Source organism: Shouchella miscanthi, from assembly GCF_007725405.1.
In the GTDB taxonomy this organism is placed as follows: Bacteria; Bacillota; Bacilli; order Bacillales; family Bacillaceae_D; genus Shouchella; species Shouchella hunanensis.
Window position 1 is genome coordinate 2,220,453 of the sequence record NZ_CP042163.1, and the last position, 17,402, is coordinate 2,237,854.

The 17,402-nt window shown below is 40.2% G+C and carries 17 protein-coding genes and 1 riboswitch; of the genes, 6 read left to right on the forward strand and 11 right to left on the reverse strand.

Annotation, left to right across the window (positions count from 1 at the left end):
• Positions 1-63: 63 nt before the first annotated feature.
• Positions 64-225, reverse strand: coding sequence for a hypothetical protein (locus FPV17_RS21960; RefSeq protein ID WP_186370605.1), 162 nt, complete (start codon positions 223-225; stop codon positions 64-66).
• Positions 226-697: 472 nt separating this feature from the next.
• Here FPV17_RS21960 and FPV17_RS11120 point away from each other — a divergent pair, with 472 nt between their 5' ends.
• The 3 genes from FPV17_RS11120 to dapA all read left to right on the forward strand — a co-directional run bounded on the left by FPV17_RS11120 (position 698) and on the right by dapA (position 2,673).
• Entirely contained in the window at positions 698-1,222 is a 525-nt protein-coding gene (locus tag FPV17_RS11120) for a hypothetical protein (protein WP_144559035.1), read from the forward strand.
• A gap of 97 nt (positions 1,223-1,319) precedes the next feature.
• Positions 1,320-1,472 (forward strand): aspartyl-phosphate phosphatase Spo0E family protein, encoded by a 153-nt coding sequence (locus tag FPV17_RS11125; protein ID WP_078440115.1) that lies wholly within the window; start codon positions 1,320-1,322, stop codon positions 1,470-1,472.
• Between the two features lie 52 nt (positions 1,473-1,524).
• Positions 1,525-1,699: riboswitch (Lysine riboswitch) on the forward strand.
• A 77-nt stretch (positions 1,700-1,776) separates the two neighbouring features.
• Positions 1,777-2,673 (forward strand): 4-hydroxy-tetrahydrodipicolinate synthase, encoded by an 897-nt coding sequence (gene dapA, locus FPV17_RS11130; protein WP_144559036.1) that lies wholly within the window; start codon positions 1,777-1,779, stop codon positions 2,671-2,673.
• A 50-nt stretch (positions 2,674-2,723) separates the two neighbouring features.
• On the opposite strand, the gene kapB is transcribed toward dapA, so the two are convergent.
• The 6 genes from kapB to gltB all read right to left on the reverse strand — a co-directional run bounded on the left by kapB (position 2,724) and on the right by gltB (position 10,482).
• Positions 2,724-3,095, reverse strand: coding sequence for a kinase-associated lipoprotein KapB (gene kapB, locus FPV17_RS11135; protein ID WP_060705296.1), 372 nt, complete (start codon positions 3,093-3,095; stop codon positions 2,724-2,726).
• A gap of 17 nt (positions 3,096-3,112) precedes the next feature.
• Positions 3,113-3,298 carry a hypothetical protein gene (locus tag FPV17_RS11140; RefSeq protein ID WP_144559037.1) on the reverse strand — a complete coding sequence of 62 codons (186 nt, stop codon included), beginning with the start codon at positions 3,296-3,298 and terminating at the stop codon, positions 3,113-3,115.
• Positions 3,299-3,304: 6 nt separating this feature from the next.
• Entirely contained in the window at positions 3,305-3,559 is a 255-nt protein-coding gene (locus FPV17_RS11145; protein ID WP_035397876.1) for a hypothetical protein, read from the reverse strand.
• Between the two features lie 106 nt (positions 3,560-3,665).
• Entirely contained in the window at positions 3,666-4,307 is a 642-nt protein-coding gene (locus FPV17_RS11150) for a YpjP family protein (protein ID WP_186370606.1), read from the reverse strand.
• 72 nt (positions 4,308-4,379) lie between these two features.
• Positions 4,380-5,864 (reverse strand): glutamate synthase subunit beta, encoded by a 1,485-nt coding sequence (locus tag FPV17_RS11155; protein ID WP_144559039.1) that lies wholly within the window; start codon positions 5,862-5,864, stop codon positions 4,380-4,382.
• 67 nt (positions 5,865-5,931) lie between these two features.
• A complete protein-coding gene (gene gltB, locus FPV17_RS11160) occupies positions 5,932-10,482 on the reverse strand; it encodes a glutamate synthase large subunit (protein WP_144559040.1) in 4,551 nt (1,516 codons plus the stop codon).
• A 491-nt stretch (positions 10,483-10,973) separates the two neighbouring features.
• Between gltB and FPV17_RS11165 the strand changes: the two genes are divergently transcribed.
• The 3 genes from FPV17_RS11165 (at position 10,974) to FPV17_RS11175 (ending at position 13,977) form a co-directional block, all read left to right on the forward strand.
• A complete protein-coding gene (locus FPV17_RS11165; protein WP_144560479.1) occupies positions 10,974-11,939 on the forward strand; it encodes a toxic anion resistance protein in 966 nt (321 codons plus the stop codon).
• A gap of 21 nt (positions 11,940-11,960) precedes the next feature.
• A complete protein-coding gene (locus FPV17_RS11170) occupies positions 11,961-12,881 on the forward strand; it encodes a hypothetical protein (protein ID WP_144559041.1) in 921 nt (306 codons plus the stop codon).
• Between the two features lie 82 nt (positions 12,882-12,963).
• Positions 12,964-13,977, forward strand: a complete 1,014-nt coding sequence (locus tag FPV17_RS11175; protein ID WP_144559042.1) for a DUF2777 family protein — start codon at positions 12,964-12,966, stop codon at positions 13,975-13,977.
• A gap of 20 nt (positions 13,978-13,997) precedes the next feature.
• On the opposite strand, the gene FPV17_RS11180 is transcribed toward FPV17_RS11175, so the two are convergent.
• The 4 genes from FPV17_RS11180 to FPV17_RS11195 are packed head-to-tail and all read right to left on the reverse strand — an operon-like array spanning position 13,998 to position 17,337.
• Positions 13,998-15,467 (reverse strand): PH domain-containing protein, encoded by a 1,470-nt coding sequence (locus FPV17_RS11180; RefSeq protein WP_186370607.1) that lies wholly within the window; start codon positions 15,465-15,467, stop codon positions 13,998-14,000.
• The gene (locus FPV17_RS11185; RefSeq protein ID WP_035397923.1) at positions 15,460-15,942 is read right to left on the reverse strand and encodes a PH domain-containing protein; all 483 of its coding nucleotides are present in this window, start codon (positions 15,940-15,942) and stop codon (positions 15,460-15,462) included. Before FPV17_RS11185 ends, FPV17_RS11180 begins: the two co-directional genes overlap by 8 nt.
• A gap of 47 nt (positions 15,943-15,989) precedes the next feature.
• Positions 15,990-16,208 carry a hypothetical protein gene (locus tag FPV17_RS11190; protein ID WP_035397925.1) on the reverse strand — a complete coding sequence of 73 codons (219 nt, stop codon included), beginning with the start codon at positions 16,206-16,208 and terminating at the stop codon, positions 15,990-15,992.
• Between the two features lie 13 nt (positions 16,209-16,221).
• Entirely contained in the window at positions 16,222-17,337 is a 1,116-nt protein-coding gene (locus FPV17_RS11195) for a conserved virulence factor C family protein (protein ID WP_144559044.1), read from the reverse strand.
• Positions 17,338-17,402: the final 65 nt, after the last annotated feature.

The window sequence follows — 17,402 nt, forward strand, 5'->3', positions numbered from 1 at the left end:
TAACAAAGAAGATAATAGTTTACCACTAAACTGTACTCAATAAAAAAAGAATTAGCCACAGGACTAATCCTTTTTTTCGTTTTTAAGCGCGTCAATTTCTTCTTCTAAAACAGAGACGTATTCTTCGTAAATCTCAATAAAAGCTTCTCGTCGGTATTGTTCTTCTTCTTTTCGCATTTCGTCAATTTTAAAACGGTATTCTTCTTTTGAAGGTGTAAAGCTCATCTTCTCTCCTCCTTCATTCTTTTCAAACAATAAGTGCCCTACCTCTCACTCATCGTTACGGTTCCTAGACCGAGCCACTTGAATGAAAAAAATGTATGCCGTAAAGTCGCAAAATCAAAAAGCACCTCTCCTTTTCCGTGGACATTTATTCTATACCCGCTCTATCTGTTTTAAAAACAATCATTTATAAGAATCTGTATTACTACACAACAAAAAAAGAGCCAAGAGGCTCATTAGGCATAATAGCTATTAATCATGTCTAAAATCGTTATATCCTCTTCTTGTTCATTACGCTGCGAGTCTTTTTCAGTTGCCATAGTATCTCCTCCTGAAATTGATTGTGCTTACTACATACTATATGCCATTGTATTATAACAGTCAATACTTTTTTTGTTTGTTTTATAACAATTGTTTTTGAATAAACCGTATTTTTTATCACAAACTAAAAAAAACGAGACAGAGGAGCTTTTACATGACACGTTTATTTAAAGTGTGCGTCACGTTCATACTTGTTGTATTAGTAGCAACTGGTTGTGTACAAGGTCATACACCACAAAAACAAAGTGAGGACATAAAGAAGTTATCAAATCGTCAAGATGTTAATCACGTCAAGCTGGAACAAACAACAGAGAGTGAAGTCTATGCAACTGAAATTGAAACCTATTTAGGCTCTGTTTACTCATTACTTCCGGGCCTTGGAACAGAAGTAGATAATGGGATTCATGGCGGAGTAAATCAACTTGATACTCTTTTAACAAAAGCGGAAGAGTTTGAAGCCATTCCATCGGTAGAACCATTTCACAAGTTAAAGGATTTACATCATTCTTACCTTGTTGCGTTAGAAGAATTGGATGCTGCAAAAGATGAAAATGATGCTCGGCTTCATTATAGTTATGCGACATTAACAATTCGCTTATATGCAATGGAATATCAATCACTGGCAGCCGAGAATGGCATTAAAGCGACAAAAGATTTTGATATGTCGAGAATTGACTAAGAAAAGAACTATTTGACTAGTTTTGAATAAAGCTTTTTCTTAGCAGAAATTCACGCTATAATACATCTTGTACTAATTCCATAGGTGGAGTGAAACTATGATTCATATTGATATAGAAGTAAAACGAAGTGAAATGCACATGATCGCAAAGAAATTCGGTTTAGGCGCTACTAAAACCGTTAAGTGTTCTCAAGAGCTTGATTCACTATTGAATTGTCTTCAACAACATCGAGGGAAATTTCATCGCTAACCTTGCTTTATGCGAGTAATTTTGGTATGGTAAAGCCATATTAATTGAACAGATTTATAGTAGAGGCGCATGATCAAAGAGTACGTTCACTGAAGGATTAGGCCTGTCGATGTGGATGGAAAGGTGTGATTGCCGAAATAAGGAATGACCTACTTTCATTCTTTATTGGGGCTGTTTCTGAACAAGAGCAGTACTGTCATACATTTGTATGGGGGGCTACATGAAGGTAGGTACGACCTATGCAGCAATGGACTTGTCATTGTTGTTTTTTTATTCCTCTCTACTGTTCATAAGGAGGATTTTTATGCATTTCGGACAATTATTAACCGCAATGATCACACCATTTTCACAAGATGGTTCCATTGACAAAGAAGGCACTTATTCACTTATTCAGCATTTAGCAAATACAGGAACGGATACCCTTGTTGTTAACGGTACGACAGCTGAGTCACCTGTTCTAACCGCTTCTGAACGAAAAGATATGTTAAAGCTGGCGATTCAGGCAACAAATAAACAAATGAAGGTTATTGCTGGTGTCGGTTCTAATAATACGGCTCACACAATTGAATTGGCAAAAGAAGCAGAGGCTCTCGGAGCTGATGGCATAATGGTTGTTACACCATACTACAATAAACCTTCACAGGAAGGAATTTATCAGCACATGCTTCAAGTGGCCACTGCCGTCTCTCTTCCCGTTATGCTCTACAATGTACCTGGAAGAACTGGAGCCGATATGTCAGTGGATACAGCGATACGGTTATCGTTGATTCCTAATATTGTTGCACTTAAAGAAGCGAGCGGAGACATTGATAAAGTAACCGAGATTGTTTCGCAAACGACGGACCATTTCCAAGTGTATAGTGGTGACGATTCCTTGACGCTACCGATGATGGCAGTTGGTGCTACTGGTGTAGTCTCTGTTGCCTCTCATATAGTTGGACGTGAAATGAAAGAAATGATTTATGCACTTCATCATGGTGAATTCCAGCGTGCAAAAGCCATTCACCAAAGCATTTATCCTGTTATGAAGGGGTTATTTATGGCTCCTAACCCTACAGCAGTAAAAGCAGCACTAACTGCATTTAATTTACCTGCTGGCTCGGTTCGCCTTCCACTCATTCCGTTAACGGACGAAGAACATCATGCACTTCATGTACTTTTGCACCCTTTTCTTCCGCAAACAACGTTATATGCAAATTAATAATCCAAAAAGCGTATGTTCTATTGAACATACGCTTTTGAATTGCTTCGTTAAAAAGAATAATCTTGCCGTAAATCATCTAACAAGTGGAGACTCTTTTTCGCCCATTCTGAATCATCTTGCGCTATGGATTCATAGGCAGTACGCCATGCCTCACGCAAAGAGACGTTGTAGTCAGGTGCCTCTTCTTCTTCAAAAGGTTTGACCGTTGTATAAGGTACCCACGCTTTTTCTAAATAAGCAAGCGCTTTTCGCTGATGAAAATAAGCAACGTCTACTTGTTTTGGATTATGTAAATCCCCTTGTTTCGGATGGGTTACTACAGCTAACACTTTAAAAAGCGCACGATTTTGATCTTCTTGCACTTCAATAAGTTCTCCAATATAAATACCTGTTTTGTACTTTGCTTTTACTAAACCCATCTTTACACCAACCCTTTTTATAGAAGAAACGTAAACATCATAACAATAAATAGCAGTGCACATACGAATGCCAATGGAATACTCCAGTATAGAGGTTTTTTATTGCCCTTTAACGCCGAAGCTAACGCAATTCCGCCAAAAATACCGGCTACGATAAAACAAACAATAAAAAACGCAAGAAAACCTATGTCTTGACTACTCATAACTAGTTATAAACCTGGCACAAGTCGAGTAAATAAGTCCCATAAAAACTCTGAGGCCGGCACTAAATACTGTTCATTCATCGTTCTTAAGCTATCATTATCCATAAACAATTCGAGTACAATGAGCGTAAAAGTTCCTGTCATCGTTAAAATGGCCGAAGCAAGTACGAGCACTAATAAACCAATATAGGCAAATACAATTCGTAAGAGCCACTTAAGCCAAGTCGGCCTTTGTTGTCTGCCTTTGTTTTCCGCTTCCATTAACCATACTCCTTTTTTCGTTGGTATACCTCTACTGTACCAAAAGATTCGATAAAAAGAGAACAAAAATACGAAAAAAGAACGACTTTTTTATAGAAAACGAACCTCACGCTTGATAAAGCGGAGGTTCGTTTTTTCCCCAATAGATAGAGCCTAGTTCATAATGTTCATTAAAGTTATCTTCATACGAGTGATAGTGGAATTGAAATACATGACCTGTCTTTGGCGGTCGATCAATGCGAACGTGAAACCGCAGTAAATCATCGCCTGTTTTTGCATGAACGATGTGCATAATCTTTTCACCCCGTCCAGTAGAAGATGCTTCTGTCATGCTAATTTCTTGCCACATATTACGGTCACTCGTTTCCAACACTGTTGCCACTGCTTGTTTCAGTTCTGGCAAAATTTCATCTTTATAAGCAGCTTCAATTTTTTGTCCGATTCGTTGACCAAACTTCTTCATACCTTGGCGATACGCTTCATCCATGATCATAATCTCAGTCAGCCAGTGTGATTCTAGCTCGACGTGCTCATATTGCGCCGGCGAACCGACAACAAACGGGAGCAACGTGTATTCTTTATCATTTGTTTGATACACATTTGATTTCGAGTCATTCCACTGCCATGCTTTCACAGTAGATAGTTCTCCAGAGTCCGCTTTTTCTACCCAAGGATCCATAATTGAAAGATTAATAGAAAAGAAGCCAACGAGCACCATCATCATATGTTTTAAATACGTTGTGACCATTTTCATCATCCCATTGGCTTTTTTCTTATTATGACACGGAGCGAAGCTGTCGGTCTAGAACATTTTCACCAATTAAGGCAATTGGCTACTTCCCATTAAGAAACGATCACATTCACGGGCTGCTTCTCTTCCTTCGTGAATAGCCCAAACCACTAAACTTTGACCGCGACGATTATCTCCAGCAGCAAATACGTGGGCTTGATTCGTTTGATAACGCCCATATTCAGCGTCAATGGTTTGACGATTTGTTTGCTTAATATTCATTTGTTCAAGTAGTTTCCGCTCCGGTCCAGTGAACCCAACTGCAAGTAAAACAAGATCTGCTTCCCATAATTTCGTTGAATCTGAAACTGGATGACGAACCTTTTTTCCATCTTCTAAAGTAGTATTCACTTCAATTGTTTCAAGACCGACCAACTCGCCTTCTTCATTACCAACGAATTTCGCGGTTTGCAGTTTATAGCTGCGCGGATCACGACCGTAAACCGCTTTAGCCTCTTTATGGGCATCTTCTTCACTATAGACATTTGGAAATAGCGGCCATGGATTTTGAATGTGACGAATCGTTTGCTTTTGTTCATTAATATCAAACTGAGTAACCGAACGTGCTCCATGACGAATAGATGTCGTTATGCAATCCGCTCCCGTATCACCACCACCGATTACAATGACATCCTTACCTTTTGCAGAGATATAATCATCGTCTTGATGATTTGAATTTAACAAACTTTTCGTATTCGCTGTTAAAAAGTCCATAGCATAATGAATGCCTGTTAACTCTCGGCCCTCTTGATCAACATCTCTTGGCATCGTTGCGCCTGTTGCCAAGATAATAGCGTCGAATTCATGATCCAATTCCTCCGCTGTTACATCAACACCGACCTCCACATTGGTTTGAAATACAATTCCTTCTTCTTTCAAAAGTGTAATACGGCGATCAACAATTTTATAAGCGAGCTTCACATCCGGGATACCGTAGGTTAATAAACCACCTGGACGATCCTCTCGTTCAAATACAGTTACGAGATGCCCTGCTTTATTAAGCTGAGCCGCACTCGCTAATCCAGCAGGTCCTGAACCAATAACGGCAACTTTTTTACCTGTTCGCTCCTTAGGAGGATTGGGTTTAATCCAACCTTCTTTAAAGCCTTTTTCTACTATGCTGTACTCAATCGATTTAATTGTAACTGGCTCATCACTGATGGCTACTGTGCAAGAACCCTCACATGGTGCAGGGCAAACTCTGCCTGTGAATTCTGGGAAGTTGTTTGTCTTATGAAGACGGTCGAGGGCTTCCTTCCACTTCCCACGGTACACGAGCTCATTCCACTCTGGAATGAGGTTGTAAACTGGACAGCCAATTTCGTTTGACCCCGGCATGGTTGTACCTGCTTGACAGAACGGGATGCCGCAATCCATACAGCGAGCCCCTTGACGCTTTAACTGTTGCTCTGGCATAACAATTTGAAATTCCTTCCAGTTCTTTACACGAGCCATTGGATCCTTTTTTCTAGGCGCCTCTCGCTTGTAATCCATAAACCCCGTTGGCTTTCCCATCGTTTGCTCACTCCTTACTTAACTCGATTGAAGGAAGAGTGTGATTACCCACTCTCCCTTTTCTCTATTAAACATTTGATAGTTTCGTTATTTTTTCATCGAAGGCAGCGAGTGCCGCTTCATCATCATTTAATCCTTCTTGCTTGCGACGCTCAATGGCAGAAAGCATTTGCTTGTAATCTTTAGGAATAATTTTCACGAAATGCTGTTTCTGCTCTTCCCAATTTGCAAGAATCATCTCTCCATGGGTGCTGTTTGTAAAACAAACGTGCTCTTCAATAAGCGATTTCACCAACGTTTCATCATTTGCTGCTAACGATTCCAGCAAAATCATTTCATGGTTGCTTTTTTCCGCAATCGATGTATCCAGGTCATACACATAAGCTGTTCCACCGGACATACCAGCTGCGAAGTTTTTGCCGACATTACCTAAGTTAATACAAATCCCACCAGTCATATACTCAAGGCCATGGTCACCCATTCCTTCAATCACGACTTGTGCACCGGAATTACGTACGCCAAAGCGTTCTCCTGCTTGGCCTGCGATAAATGCTTTCCCACTCGTCGCCCCGTAAAACGAGGTATTTCCTATAATAACGTTATCTTTCGCTACAAACGTCGCTTCCTTAGGTGGATACACATTGATTTGACCACCTGATAAGCCTTTGCCTGTGTAATCATTGGCATCCCCTTCGAGAGTTAACGTCACACCTTTTGGAATAAACGCGCCAAAGCTTTGACCTGCTGAGCCTGTAAAACGGAATTGAATGGTATGCTCATTTAATCCAGCTGATCCGAAAGCTTTGCTTACCTCACTGCCAACAATGGTCCCAACAACGCGGTCAGTGTTACGAATTGTCGTTTGATACGATACCGTTTCACCTTTTTCAATAGCCAGTTGTGCTTGTTCAAGTAATTCGCGGACGTCAAGAGACTGATCCAATTTATGATTTTGTTCAACTTGTTTTATTTGCTGTTGCTCATTTGTATTTGCTGGACGATATAGCACACTCGATAAATCAATGGAATTTGCTTTCTCATTTGTTGTTACCCGTTGAGTCAATAAGTCAGAGCGGCCAACTAGTTCGTCAATGGTTTTAATCCCTAATGACGCCATAATTTCACGCATCTCTTCAGCGATATACGTCATGAATGTAACAATTTGGTCAGCTTCACCAGTATACTTTTTTCGTAATTCAGGGTTTTGTGTAGCAATTCCAACTGGACAAGTATCTAGATGGCAAACACGCATAACGACACAGCCAAGTACAACAAGTGGTGCAGTCGAAAAAGCAAATTCCTCTGCACCTAATAGCGCAGCAATAACAACGTCTTTTCCTGTCATTAATTTCCCGTCTGTTTCAAGAGTTACTCGGTTACGTAGATTATTTAACAATAAAGTCTGATGGGTTTCTGCAAGACCGATTTCCCACGGCAAGCCAGTATGTTTAATACTCGTGCGTGCTGCTGCACCTGTTCCACCATCATAACCACTAATAATAATCCCGTCTGCACTTCCCTTTGCAACACCCGCGGCAATAGTGCCTACCCCAGTGCCTGCAACAAGTTTTACGCTTACTTTGGCAGAAGGATTCGCATTCTTTAAATCATGAATTAATTCTGCTAAATCTTCTATTGAATAGATATCATGATGCGGCGGCGGTGATATTAACCCTACGCCAGTCGTTGAACCCCTTACTTCTGCAACCCACGGATACACTTTTTGACCAGGTAATTGCCCACCTTCACCAGGTTTCGCACCTTGTGCAACTTTAATTTGTATTTCATCTGCGTTTACCAAATAATGACTCGTTACACCAAAACGACCTGAAGCAACTTGTTTGATAGCACTTCTACGTAAATCACCGTTTTTATCTGGTGTGAAACGAGATGGGTCTTCTCCACCTTCACCAGTATTGCTCTTAGCCCCTAATCGATTCATTGCGATAGCAAGGGTCTCATGCGCTTCTTTAGAAATCGAACCAAACGACATCGCTCCAGTGCGGAAACGCTTAACGATAGACGAAGCTGGCTCAACTTCTTCAATGGAAATAGGTGTCGTTTTTTTAAACGCTAAAAGACCACGTAAAGATGTCTGCTTCTCGTCTTGTGTATTGATTGCACTTGTATAATGTTTAAATAAAGTGTAATCAGCCGTTCGACAAGCTTGTTGCAGCATGTGAATTGTATGAGGATTGTATTGATGCGCTTCCCCATCTCTTCGCCACTGTAAATCATCACCAGAGTCAAGCTGGTCATCATCGCCAGCACGAGTCGTAAATCCACGGCTATGACGAACGAGTACTTCTTTTGCAATGTCTTTTAACTGAATACCACCAATACGAGACGGTGTCCAAGTAAAATGCTGATCGATTACATCTGGGTGAATGCCGATTGCTTCAAAAATTTGTGCTCCTCTATAACTATGAATCGTTGAAATCCCCATTTTTGATAGTACTTTCATTAGTCCTTTTGTTATACCGTTCACATAACGGCTACACGCTTCAACATAATGGTATTCTGTCAACAATTCTTCTTGAATCCATTCGTCAATTGTATCAAATACAAGATAAGGATTAATGCCCTCCGCTCCGTAACCGATTAACAAAGCATGATGATGAACCTCTCTCGGTTCTCCTGATTCAATAAGTAAACTGACGTCTGTTCGTTTCCCTGTACGAATAAGATGATGGTGCAGACTCGACACCGCTAATAATGCAGGAATCGGTGCTTCATCAGCTGATACATCTCGATCACTTAAAATAAGGAGGGTTTTCCCTGCCTCAATCGCTTGATCTGCTAGCGTACATAGTGTTTTTAAACCTTCTGCTAGCCCTGCTTCATTAGCCGGAAAAAGCATAGGGATCGTTTCAGCTTCAAATCCAGCTAGTTGATTGGAGCGCAATTTTGCTAATTCTTCATTATTTAAAATAGGTGTAGGTAAGTGGATATGCTGACAGCTTTCTTTTTTAGGATCTAATAAGTTTCCTTCTTTTCCAATTGTCGTTCCTTGCGCTGTTACCACTTTTTCCCGAATGGCATCTATAGGTGGATTCGTCACTTGCGCAAATAGTTGCTTAAAATAATTGTACAAAAGTTGAGGCTTCTTTGAGAGCACCGCCAGTGGCGAATCATAGCCCATCGAACCAACTGGATCATTTTCTTCTTTCACAAGGGGCATCATCATTTTATTTAACTCTTCGTACGTATAGCCAAAAATAAATTGACGTAAGCGGATGTGCTCAAATTCTGTTTCTGGAACGTCTGCTGTTTCTAAAACATCATCAATATGGCGTAACCCATCACGCACCCATTCTTCATAAGGATGTTCAGTGGCAATCGATTGTTTAATTTCTTCGTCAGGAATAAGACGCCCCTCTTCAAGGTCGATAAGCAGTAATTGACCTGGATGAAGACGTTCTTTTTTCACAATGGTGTGAGACGGTAATTCAAGAACCCCTACTTCGGAACTCATCACAATCATGTCGTCAGTTGTTAGATAATACCGTGACGGTCTTAATCCATTTCGGTCAAGGGTTGCACCAATTTTTGTTCCATCTGTAAACACGATTGCTGTTGGTCCGTCCCATGGTTCCATCAGCGTACTATGATATTGGTAAAAAGCTCGCCGCGCTGTATCCATTTGCGCGTTATTCTGCCACGGCTCAGGCACCATCATCATTGCTGCATGTGCAAGGGATCTACCTGACAGCGATAAAAATTCTAACGTGTTGTCAAACATGGAAGAGTCACTACCATCCTGATCAATAATAGGATGTATTTTTTGTAAATCGTTTCCAAACACAGGCGTTTCAAATTTCGCTTCACGTGCATGCATCCAGTTAACATTTCCTTTTATCGTGTTAATTTCGCCATTATGGATCATGTAGCGATTCGGGTGAGCACGCTCCCAGCTAGGAAATGTGTTTGTACTAAATCTTGAATGAACGAGTGCCAGTGCGGAAGTAAACATAGGGTCATTCAAATCTAAGTAAAATAGACTTAATTGCGCTGTTGTCAACATTCCTTTATACACAATAGTCCGACTAGAGAAACTAGCAAAATAAAATGAATGCTCTGACGACATATGGACCTCATGTTCAGCTCTTTTTCGAATGACATATAGCTTTCGTTCTAAGTCCACACCTGTCAGACTTGTTTTCGGCGATACAAACAGTTGTTCAATAACTGGCATAGATTGCAAAGCCGCATTTCCGAGGGAAGACGAATCAGTAGGAACATCGCGCCACTGAATAAGATCAACTTCTTCTTCTGCTACGATCGCTTCAATTTGTTTTTTCACTTCCGCTCTCGTTTGTTTATGCCGAGGAAGGAAGACCATGCCAACAGCATATTCGCCTTTTTCCCTTTGAATAAATCCTTTTTCACGAAAAAACTCATGTGGGATTTGTGTTAAAATTCCAGCGCCATCTCCAGTGTTTTCTTCGTCTCCTTGACCACCACGGTGTTCGAGGTTTTCAAGTAAAAGAAGCGCATCCTTTACTGTTTTATGTGTCGCTTTTCCCTTTACATTAGCTAAAAAACCAATGCCGCAGTTATCATGTTCAAAATTCGGATCGTATAACCCTTGTTTTTTTGGTAAGTATGGGACTCGCATGGTTTCACCCTCTCTCTTATAAACTCTCTCCAGTAAACATTTTTTTGTTTAGCACATCGTAACGCACATATTCACAAGTGAAAATTGTATAAAAACCAAAACAATCGCATAAAAATTCATGATTGCTTACTAAAAGAATTGTCCGTCATGGAAACACAAGTGTGCAAAGACGAACATTTTGAAATAACCTAAAAAAATTATTCTGTGTTTGAAGTTTAGCGATTTTTTTGTTATTCGTCAAGATTGAAGTGCATTTTTGTTAAGATAATTCCCGATTTACCTGCAAATAAATTGCTTAACATTGCATTTTCGTTCATAATAGAAAGATAAAAAATGAAACGTTTTTCATTCCATTTCGTATTTAAAGAAAACGAAACTATTAACCTGCTGGAGGTTCCACTATGAGTGATAAATCATTACAAAATCATAACCAAGACGAAGCATTACAGTCTTCTGAAGGTATAGACAACCAATCATCAAATCTTCCATCAATGGAAAGTGAAACGGATTTAAATGACCTGTTAAAAAAGCTCGACACCTTAGGAGAAGCAGAGCAACGTGAAGCTGGTGAATCGTTAGAAGCATTAAAACGTCCTGTTCGAGAAATGATGGGTGATGAATCAAATACATTGCCAAAACAACTACATGAACTGCGAGAAGTTGTCGGGCAGCTTGAGCCTGACCACCTAAAAGATTCACAAATGAAGAAACTGTTTAATCGCCTTATTCGCCGTAACCCAATTGAACAATACGTTCGACGCTATCAAACTGTTGAAGCACAAGTTGATCACATTGTAGAAGGTTTGTTGACAGGAAAAGATAAGCTCCAAGAAGATAACGTTATGTTGAAAGAACTAAAAGTTGTCGCAAGAGAGCGGATCGGTAATTTAAACGAACAAATCACTATGGGTAAAGAACTGCATGCAATGCTTGAAAAAGAGATGACGTCAGAAAAATGGGCTGACAATGCCAACGAATTGAAAAAAGGTCAGCTAAAAGTGACTACGCGAATGAAAAACATGCAGCAAGCCGTTATGGTGTTGCAGCAATCTCTTGCATCTGTCGATCTTATAATGGAAAATAACGAAAAGCTTGAGGAAGCCATTTTTAATGCGATTACGATGACGAAGAATATTATTACAGTGACAGCTTCTATTCAGCTCGCGTTAACGAATCAGAAAAAGGTTATTTCTGCTGTACAAAATGTTAATCAAGCAACCGAGTCTATGTTGCTATCAAATGCTGAACTGTTAAAACAAAATACAGAAGAAACGCTCAAAACGTTAGAAGAGCCTGCGATTGCCCTTGATGCATTCCGTAAAGCATACGATAATGTCTACAAAGCCATCGAACTTACGGAAGAATCAAATGAGCGTATTGTTTCAAGCGGCAAGCAATTTATAGAAGAAATGGATAAATTAAACTCAGAAATGCAAACGAAATTGTTAAATCGCTAAAACTGCAGGAGGTAGAGATGTGTGAAATTCTTTTCTACGACAGGACTACTTGATTTCTTCACACCTGCTTATAAGCGGCCTGTTGATGATCATATTATACAAGACGAGACAACGACTCGCTTAATAAACGATACGGAACGATTATTAAAACGAATGACTGAAAACGCAACGGGTAAAAATGAACGAAAAAATATTCGGCGTCGTCAGAAAGACTGGGATATTCGTGTCAAAATTAATTACAACTATATTCGTCTTATTGTAGCCGACACAAAAAACTCCCGTTCCCCCATTCATAAACGATTACGAATTGTTTGTTACCGAAAGTATATTAAATCGTCAAATGGAATGGGTAAAATTAAAGAAGCTACGATTCATTATTTAAAAGATGGGCGGACGCATGTACGCTCTCTCTTGAACGTCTCACACTTTAAAGGCATATTATACGGTATTCATCAATTAGACCTAGCGTATGTTGGAACAAAATCAACAGAAGTTTCACTAGAACGATTGAGTGGTCATGAGCAACAGTTGAAAAGTGAACACGCAAATGACATTCGTGTGCTCGTGCAGGAAGCTAAGCGCTATGTACAGGCAATGGACACCCTTTCGATTGATCCTATGCTCGATAATCGCTTGCAACGTATTTTAACCCATGTCGGCAAACTTGAAGATGATTTTCAGTTATTTGATTTTGAAGACAAACACACTGTTCGTCGATTGTTACGAGAAGACATCCCTAATTTAATGGGGGCATTCTTTGCACTATCTAAACAAAATCAACTTGAACAACGTGACAACGTCTTTGTATCCCTTTCTAAAATGGAATTATCACTTATCCGTCTACTAGAAGAACTTGAGAAAACGAAAATTGAGCGGATGAACCATGTGATGCGCTTACAAGAATTACGCTATGGTGCTACTGAGAAGCTGAATGACGAATAACGATTTAAGCGCTACACTTGCAGGAGTGTGGCGCTGTTCGTTATAATAGCAATAAGATTTTAATGATAAAGGTGAGGATGAAATGGATCGATATGAAGCGCAACAACAAATTGGCAGCCTTCTCGTCATCGATCTCGGTGAAAAGGGAACTTACTTAGGTGAGCTACTATCGGTACTAACCGAGCCAAAAAGACCGTGGCGCGGACGCATTCAAATTAAATCTGTCGTAACGCTGCCTGAATTTATTTTTCAAAAAGAAACGATCGCCATTCATGAAATTCCTTATTCGGAAGATGATGTTGATACATTTGCTAGTCAATATTTAAAAGCAAGGTCGCCGCATATTCATGTGGAGTCCTATATTGATTCGATCTTAACGGACTTAAAAAAACGTCACATCCGGTTGAAAAATAGCGGTGCGCCTTCATCTGTAGAGCTTGAAGCACTGGAAGTCTATATTAAAACAATGACGAGTCAAAAGCGTAAAAAGAACCGACTTGTAACAAGTGATCAACAAGATCAAGAGCAAGCCCCATCGTTCGTTGAATATACCTTCCATGTAAAAGGTGACCATTATTTTCTGCAGGATCATAAAGGCGAACAACTTCCGTTGACTGTTTCTCATTTTCATTATACTTGGAACCAACAAGGTCAGCTTGTCACTGGTCGTTACGAAGGTGACGGTATTTTTATTCGAGAGAACGGTAGCCGCTTCATTCCAAATGAAGGTGACTTCATTCTAATTGATAAAGAACAGTTTAATCCGTACTCTATTTTCCGAACAGAATTAGAGCCAGCTGCCTTACAAGGCTTTGAGCACAACTTGGCTATGCATCATGTATCTCATAAAGACTTGATTCATTGCTATAACGCTCTTATTGATCAACTTTTTCATTCTGAATCAACGACAACGTTTCGAGGGGTTAATTTTTTAACCTATCAAACCGATGATCAGTTTGTTTTAGTTCAGCATCATTTTAAAAGGGAGCTTCGTTCACAGCAGCACCAAACAAAAGACACTGTCTACGATCGGTTTGAATTTACGACGGATAAAGGAAAACGAACGATCGCCCTTTATACAAATGCTTACCAATAAAAAGTGTAGCCCTCAGGGGACTACACTTTTTTTGTTGAATCATGGCTATTTTGATAAGAATACCATTTATATAGTTCGTCACTCGTATTTTGACTAATATCTTTTACTGCAAAAGACTTTCCTGCCATACTTGATTGCACGTTTAATTCAAACGTTGCTAATTCTTTACGCTTTTGTAGCCAAGAAACTTGTTTCGCAATGGACTGAATTTTCCTTTTCCGTGAAATGATTAAGGCTTGCCCGATTGTTCGATAGCGTAGCCAGACAAATTCTCCTTGCGCACCGGCACCCGCATCTTTGTATTGAAACCAAGCTAGAATGCTTGCTACAGCGATAACAATAAGTCCAAGAGAACCGATCCAACCCCAGAGGTACACTGCGCCAGCTGTTAACAACACGGGGAGCACCAGCATGCGGATAAAGAAGCGTTTCGCCGCGCGTGAAGGAGCTGCAGTTAAAGGCGTTTCAATGGCATAGTCAGGGACGATCGTTTCCAAAAAATCGTGTAAATCCCTTTTATGAATGAGGGGCACGAGTAAGGTCGATCCTTGTTCATTGTTATTACCTCCTCCTGCCGACTCCACATACACAGAAACAAAACCAAATGGCTGTCGGATAACACTTCGAATGACTCGAATCGCTGTAATCCGACTGTACGCTAATGTTAATTGCCGTTTTTCTAACAATCCTCTTTGAATAACCATCTCTTTATCGTAAGTTTCAATATGAAAGTTTCCATAGGTAACAATAGTAATAATGCTTGAAATAAACCACGAAAGAATAAGAACAATGATGGCCATTCCAATTAACAACAACATACTTAAACTAACGACTGTTTCAACTGTATCTTCATAAATGGAATCCGGAATAAATTGAGCCGTTTGCGAAAGCAACGCAACAACAGCAGATAAAACCAGACCAACACTACTTGAGGTGAGCGCAGTGTAAACTAATCGCCTTTTACCTAATTGCCAAACGGTACGGGGGTTCTGTTCGATTTCATCAGACGGCTCTCCCTCACCATCAATTTGTTCTTCTTCTTCGTTGTGACCTGCTGAACGCGGCTCTTTTAATAGAAGCGAGCGAATAGAATCTGCCTCTTTCTTTGTAACAGCAACAAGCTCTACTTCTGCTTCCATTCCACCGCCAGCTGTATCAATATTGACTTTGACAAGTCCAAAAATTCGCTGTAAAACGCCAGCCGAAATATTGATGGCTTGCACACGCTTTTTTTGAATGTATCGTTTTTTCTTGACAAAGATACCTTGTTCCACGTACAGCTCGCCTTCTTCAAGAGAGTAGCGAAACTTATACCAGCTCAGCCAGCTAAAGCCAATCGATACGAGTATTAACCCAGCTAACGCCAGGAAAAAAATCCACAATATCCCTTGAAAAAAAGCCACAATGGCAAACGGAACTGCAATTTGAGTAAGTCCTTTAGCAGCATTGATAAAAATTGCTGCTACATGTTGTCGCTTTAACTCATTCATCTTCATGCACCGATGCAAGGGACGCAATCTGATCTCGTAATGCATCTGCATCTTCCGTATTAAGTGTTGGAATTTGATGAGTTGTTGCGGCTGTTGTAATCGAGACCGCTGCCATTTTGTATCGTCTTAAAATCGGACCTTGCTCTGTATCAACATGCTGTACTCGAACCATTGGCACAAGCGTTCTTCTTACGATTAAAACACCTTGTTGAATATCAATTTCATCGTCAAACACTTCGTATCGAAAACGGTACCATTGAATTGTTGGCCAAATCAAGACACGCGTTACACCATATAGAACAACCAAACCGGCTAACACCCACGTTATCCATGTAAAGAAACGTTCAAATATGTATGCTTGCACAAAAAAGTAGATAACTGGAACAAGGGCAAAAAATAATGTATCAAATAGATTCTGGATGCGCCATACTTGAATCGCTTTTTTTGGTAATCGTAACTCAGGCTGCTTTCGCATGTCATTCCCCCTCTTTTAATAAAGGAATAACATGTCATGATGACATGCTATTCCTCCTCATCGGTAACTTCAGTAATTGTTACACCTTGCTCTTCTAACCACGTTAACAACTGTTTATTTTCTTCCTGATCGTACAATAAGCCAATTGAGGGTACAATCTCGACCTCTTCTAAATGACCTTTGGCTGCATCATCAATAATTTCGACAATGTCCTCTTTACCTTCTCGCTCTAGCTTTTCCCTTAGAGCCGTTATTATCGGTGTCATGGTTTAACTCCTTTTATTTGTTTCGTGCTTCTGTCATTTGTTTCCAAACAGAGCCTTTTGCTTCTTCGCCACCTTGAATACGTTCTAACGCCATTTTGACTTGTAGCGCTACTTCAAATTCAGGGTCATCTTCAGCTGCCTGCAAAGCCGGAATCGCTTCGTCTGTCCCAACTTCATAAAGAAACATAGCAGCACGCCAACGAACAATTTTACTTGAATCTTGTAAAGAAGCTATCATAGCTGGAATCCCTTTTTCTGAACCAATATCAGACATACAATCCCCAGCTGTACGTCGTACCGTTACAGAAGGATCGTTTAACGCTTGTTCAAGAAGAGGTAGTACACTTTCTGTTTCGATCATCCCTAAATACATTGTTGCTAATCGACGAATTGACGCCTTTTCATCTTGTAAAGCAAGCTCTAATACAGGAAGATCCTTTTCTTTGGGATCCATTTGTTCTAGAGATGCGTATCGGTTACGCCAATCTGGATCTTCAAGCATGTCTTTTGTTACTTCTTTAAAACGTGCAGCAAACGCTTCTGCGGCTTCTTTTTCTCCTTGGGCAAGCTTCACTAAGCTATCTAATCGAGTTTCTGAATAAGCCGCTTCTAACTCCGCTGTTACTTCATCAGCCACCTGCTCTAGCTCACCATAACGAGGCGCTTGGTCGTCCCATTTCCGCTCAAGCACGACGTTATCCCCTTCTTGTTCAGCATTTCCAATCGCTTGCACAAAGCGTTCAGGTAACGCTCTTCTTACTTCTCTTTCATCGTCCGTTACTTTTACTTGCATAGGAATTCCTTTAAACATCTGTACTTGAACACGGACTTCACCAAAGCCTTCTTGAACAGCCGCTTCTTGATTGTGATCTGAGGCTTCGCCAAATAACGCTCGAATTTCTGGTAAGACCACTTTCCAATCTGCTTTTGGAAGCCGATCAACGGCTAAAAAATCACCAACATGAAAAACGGCTTTTATGCCTTCTACAGCTAGTATAGCTTGAATAAATGACGGTGCTTGATCTTTATTTTTCTCGCTATACGTGGTGCTAGCTCCGTCATGCGCTTCACTTAAATTTAATTTCATCGTATTTGGACTAGGTGTCGGTTCAATGGAACGAATATGCATACGTACGTTTCCTCCTTGAGGCTTTATTCTCAGCTAAATTTTAACATGACTACTGTGCCTTTACC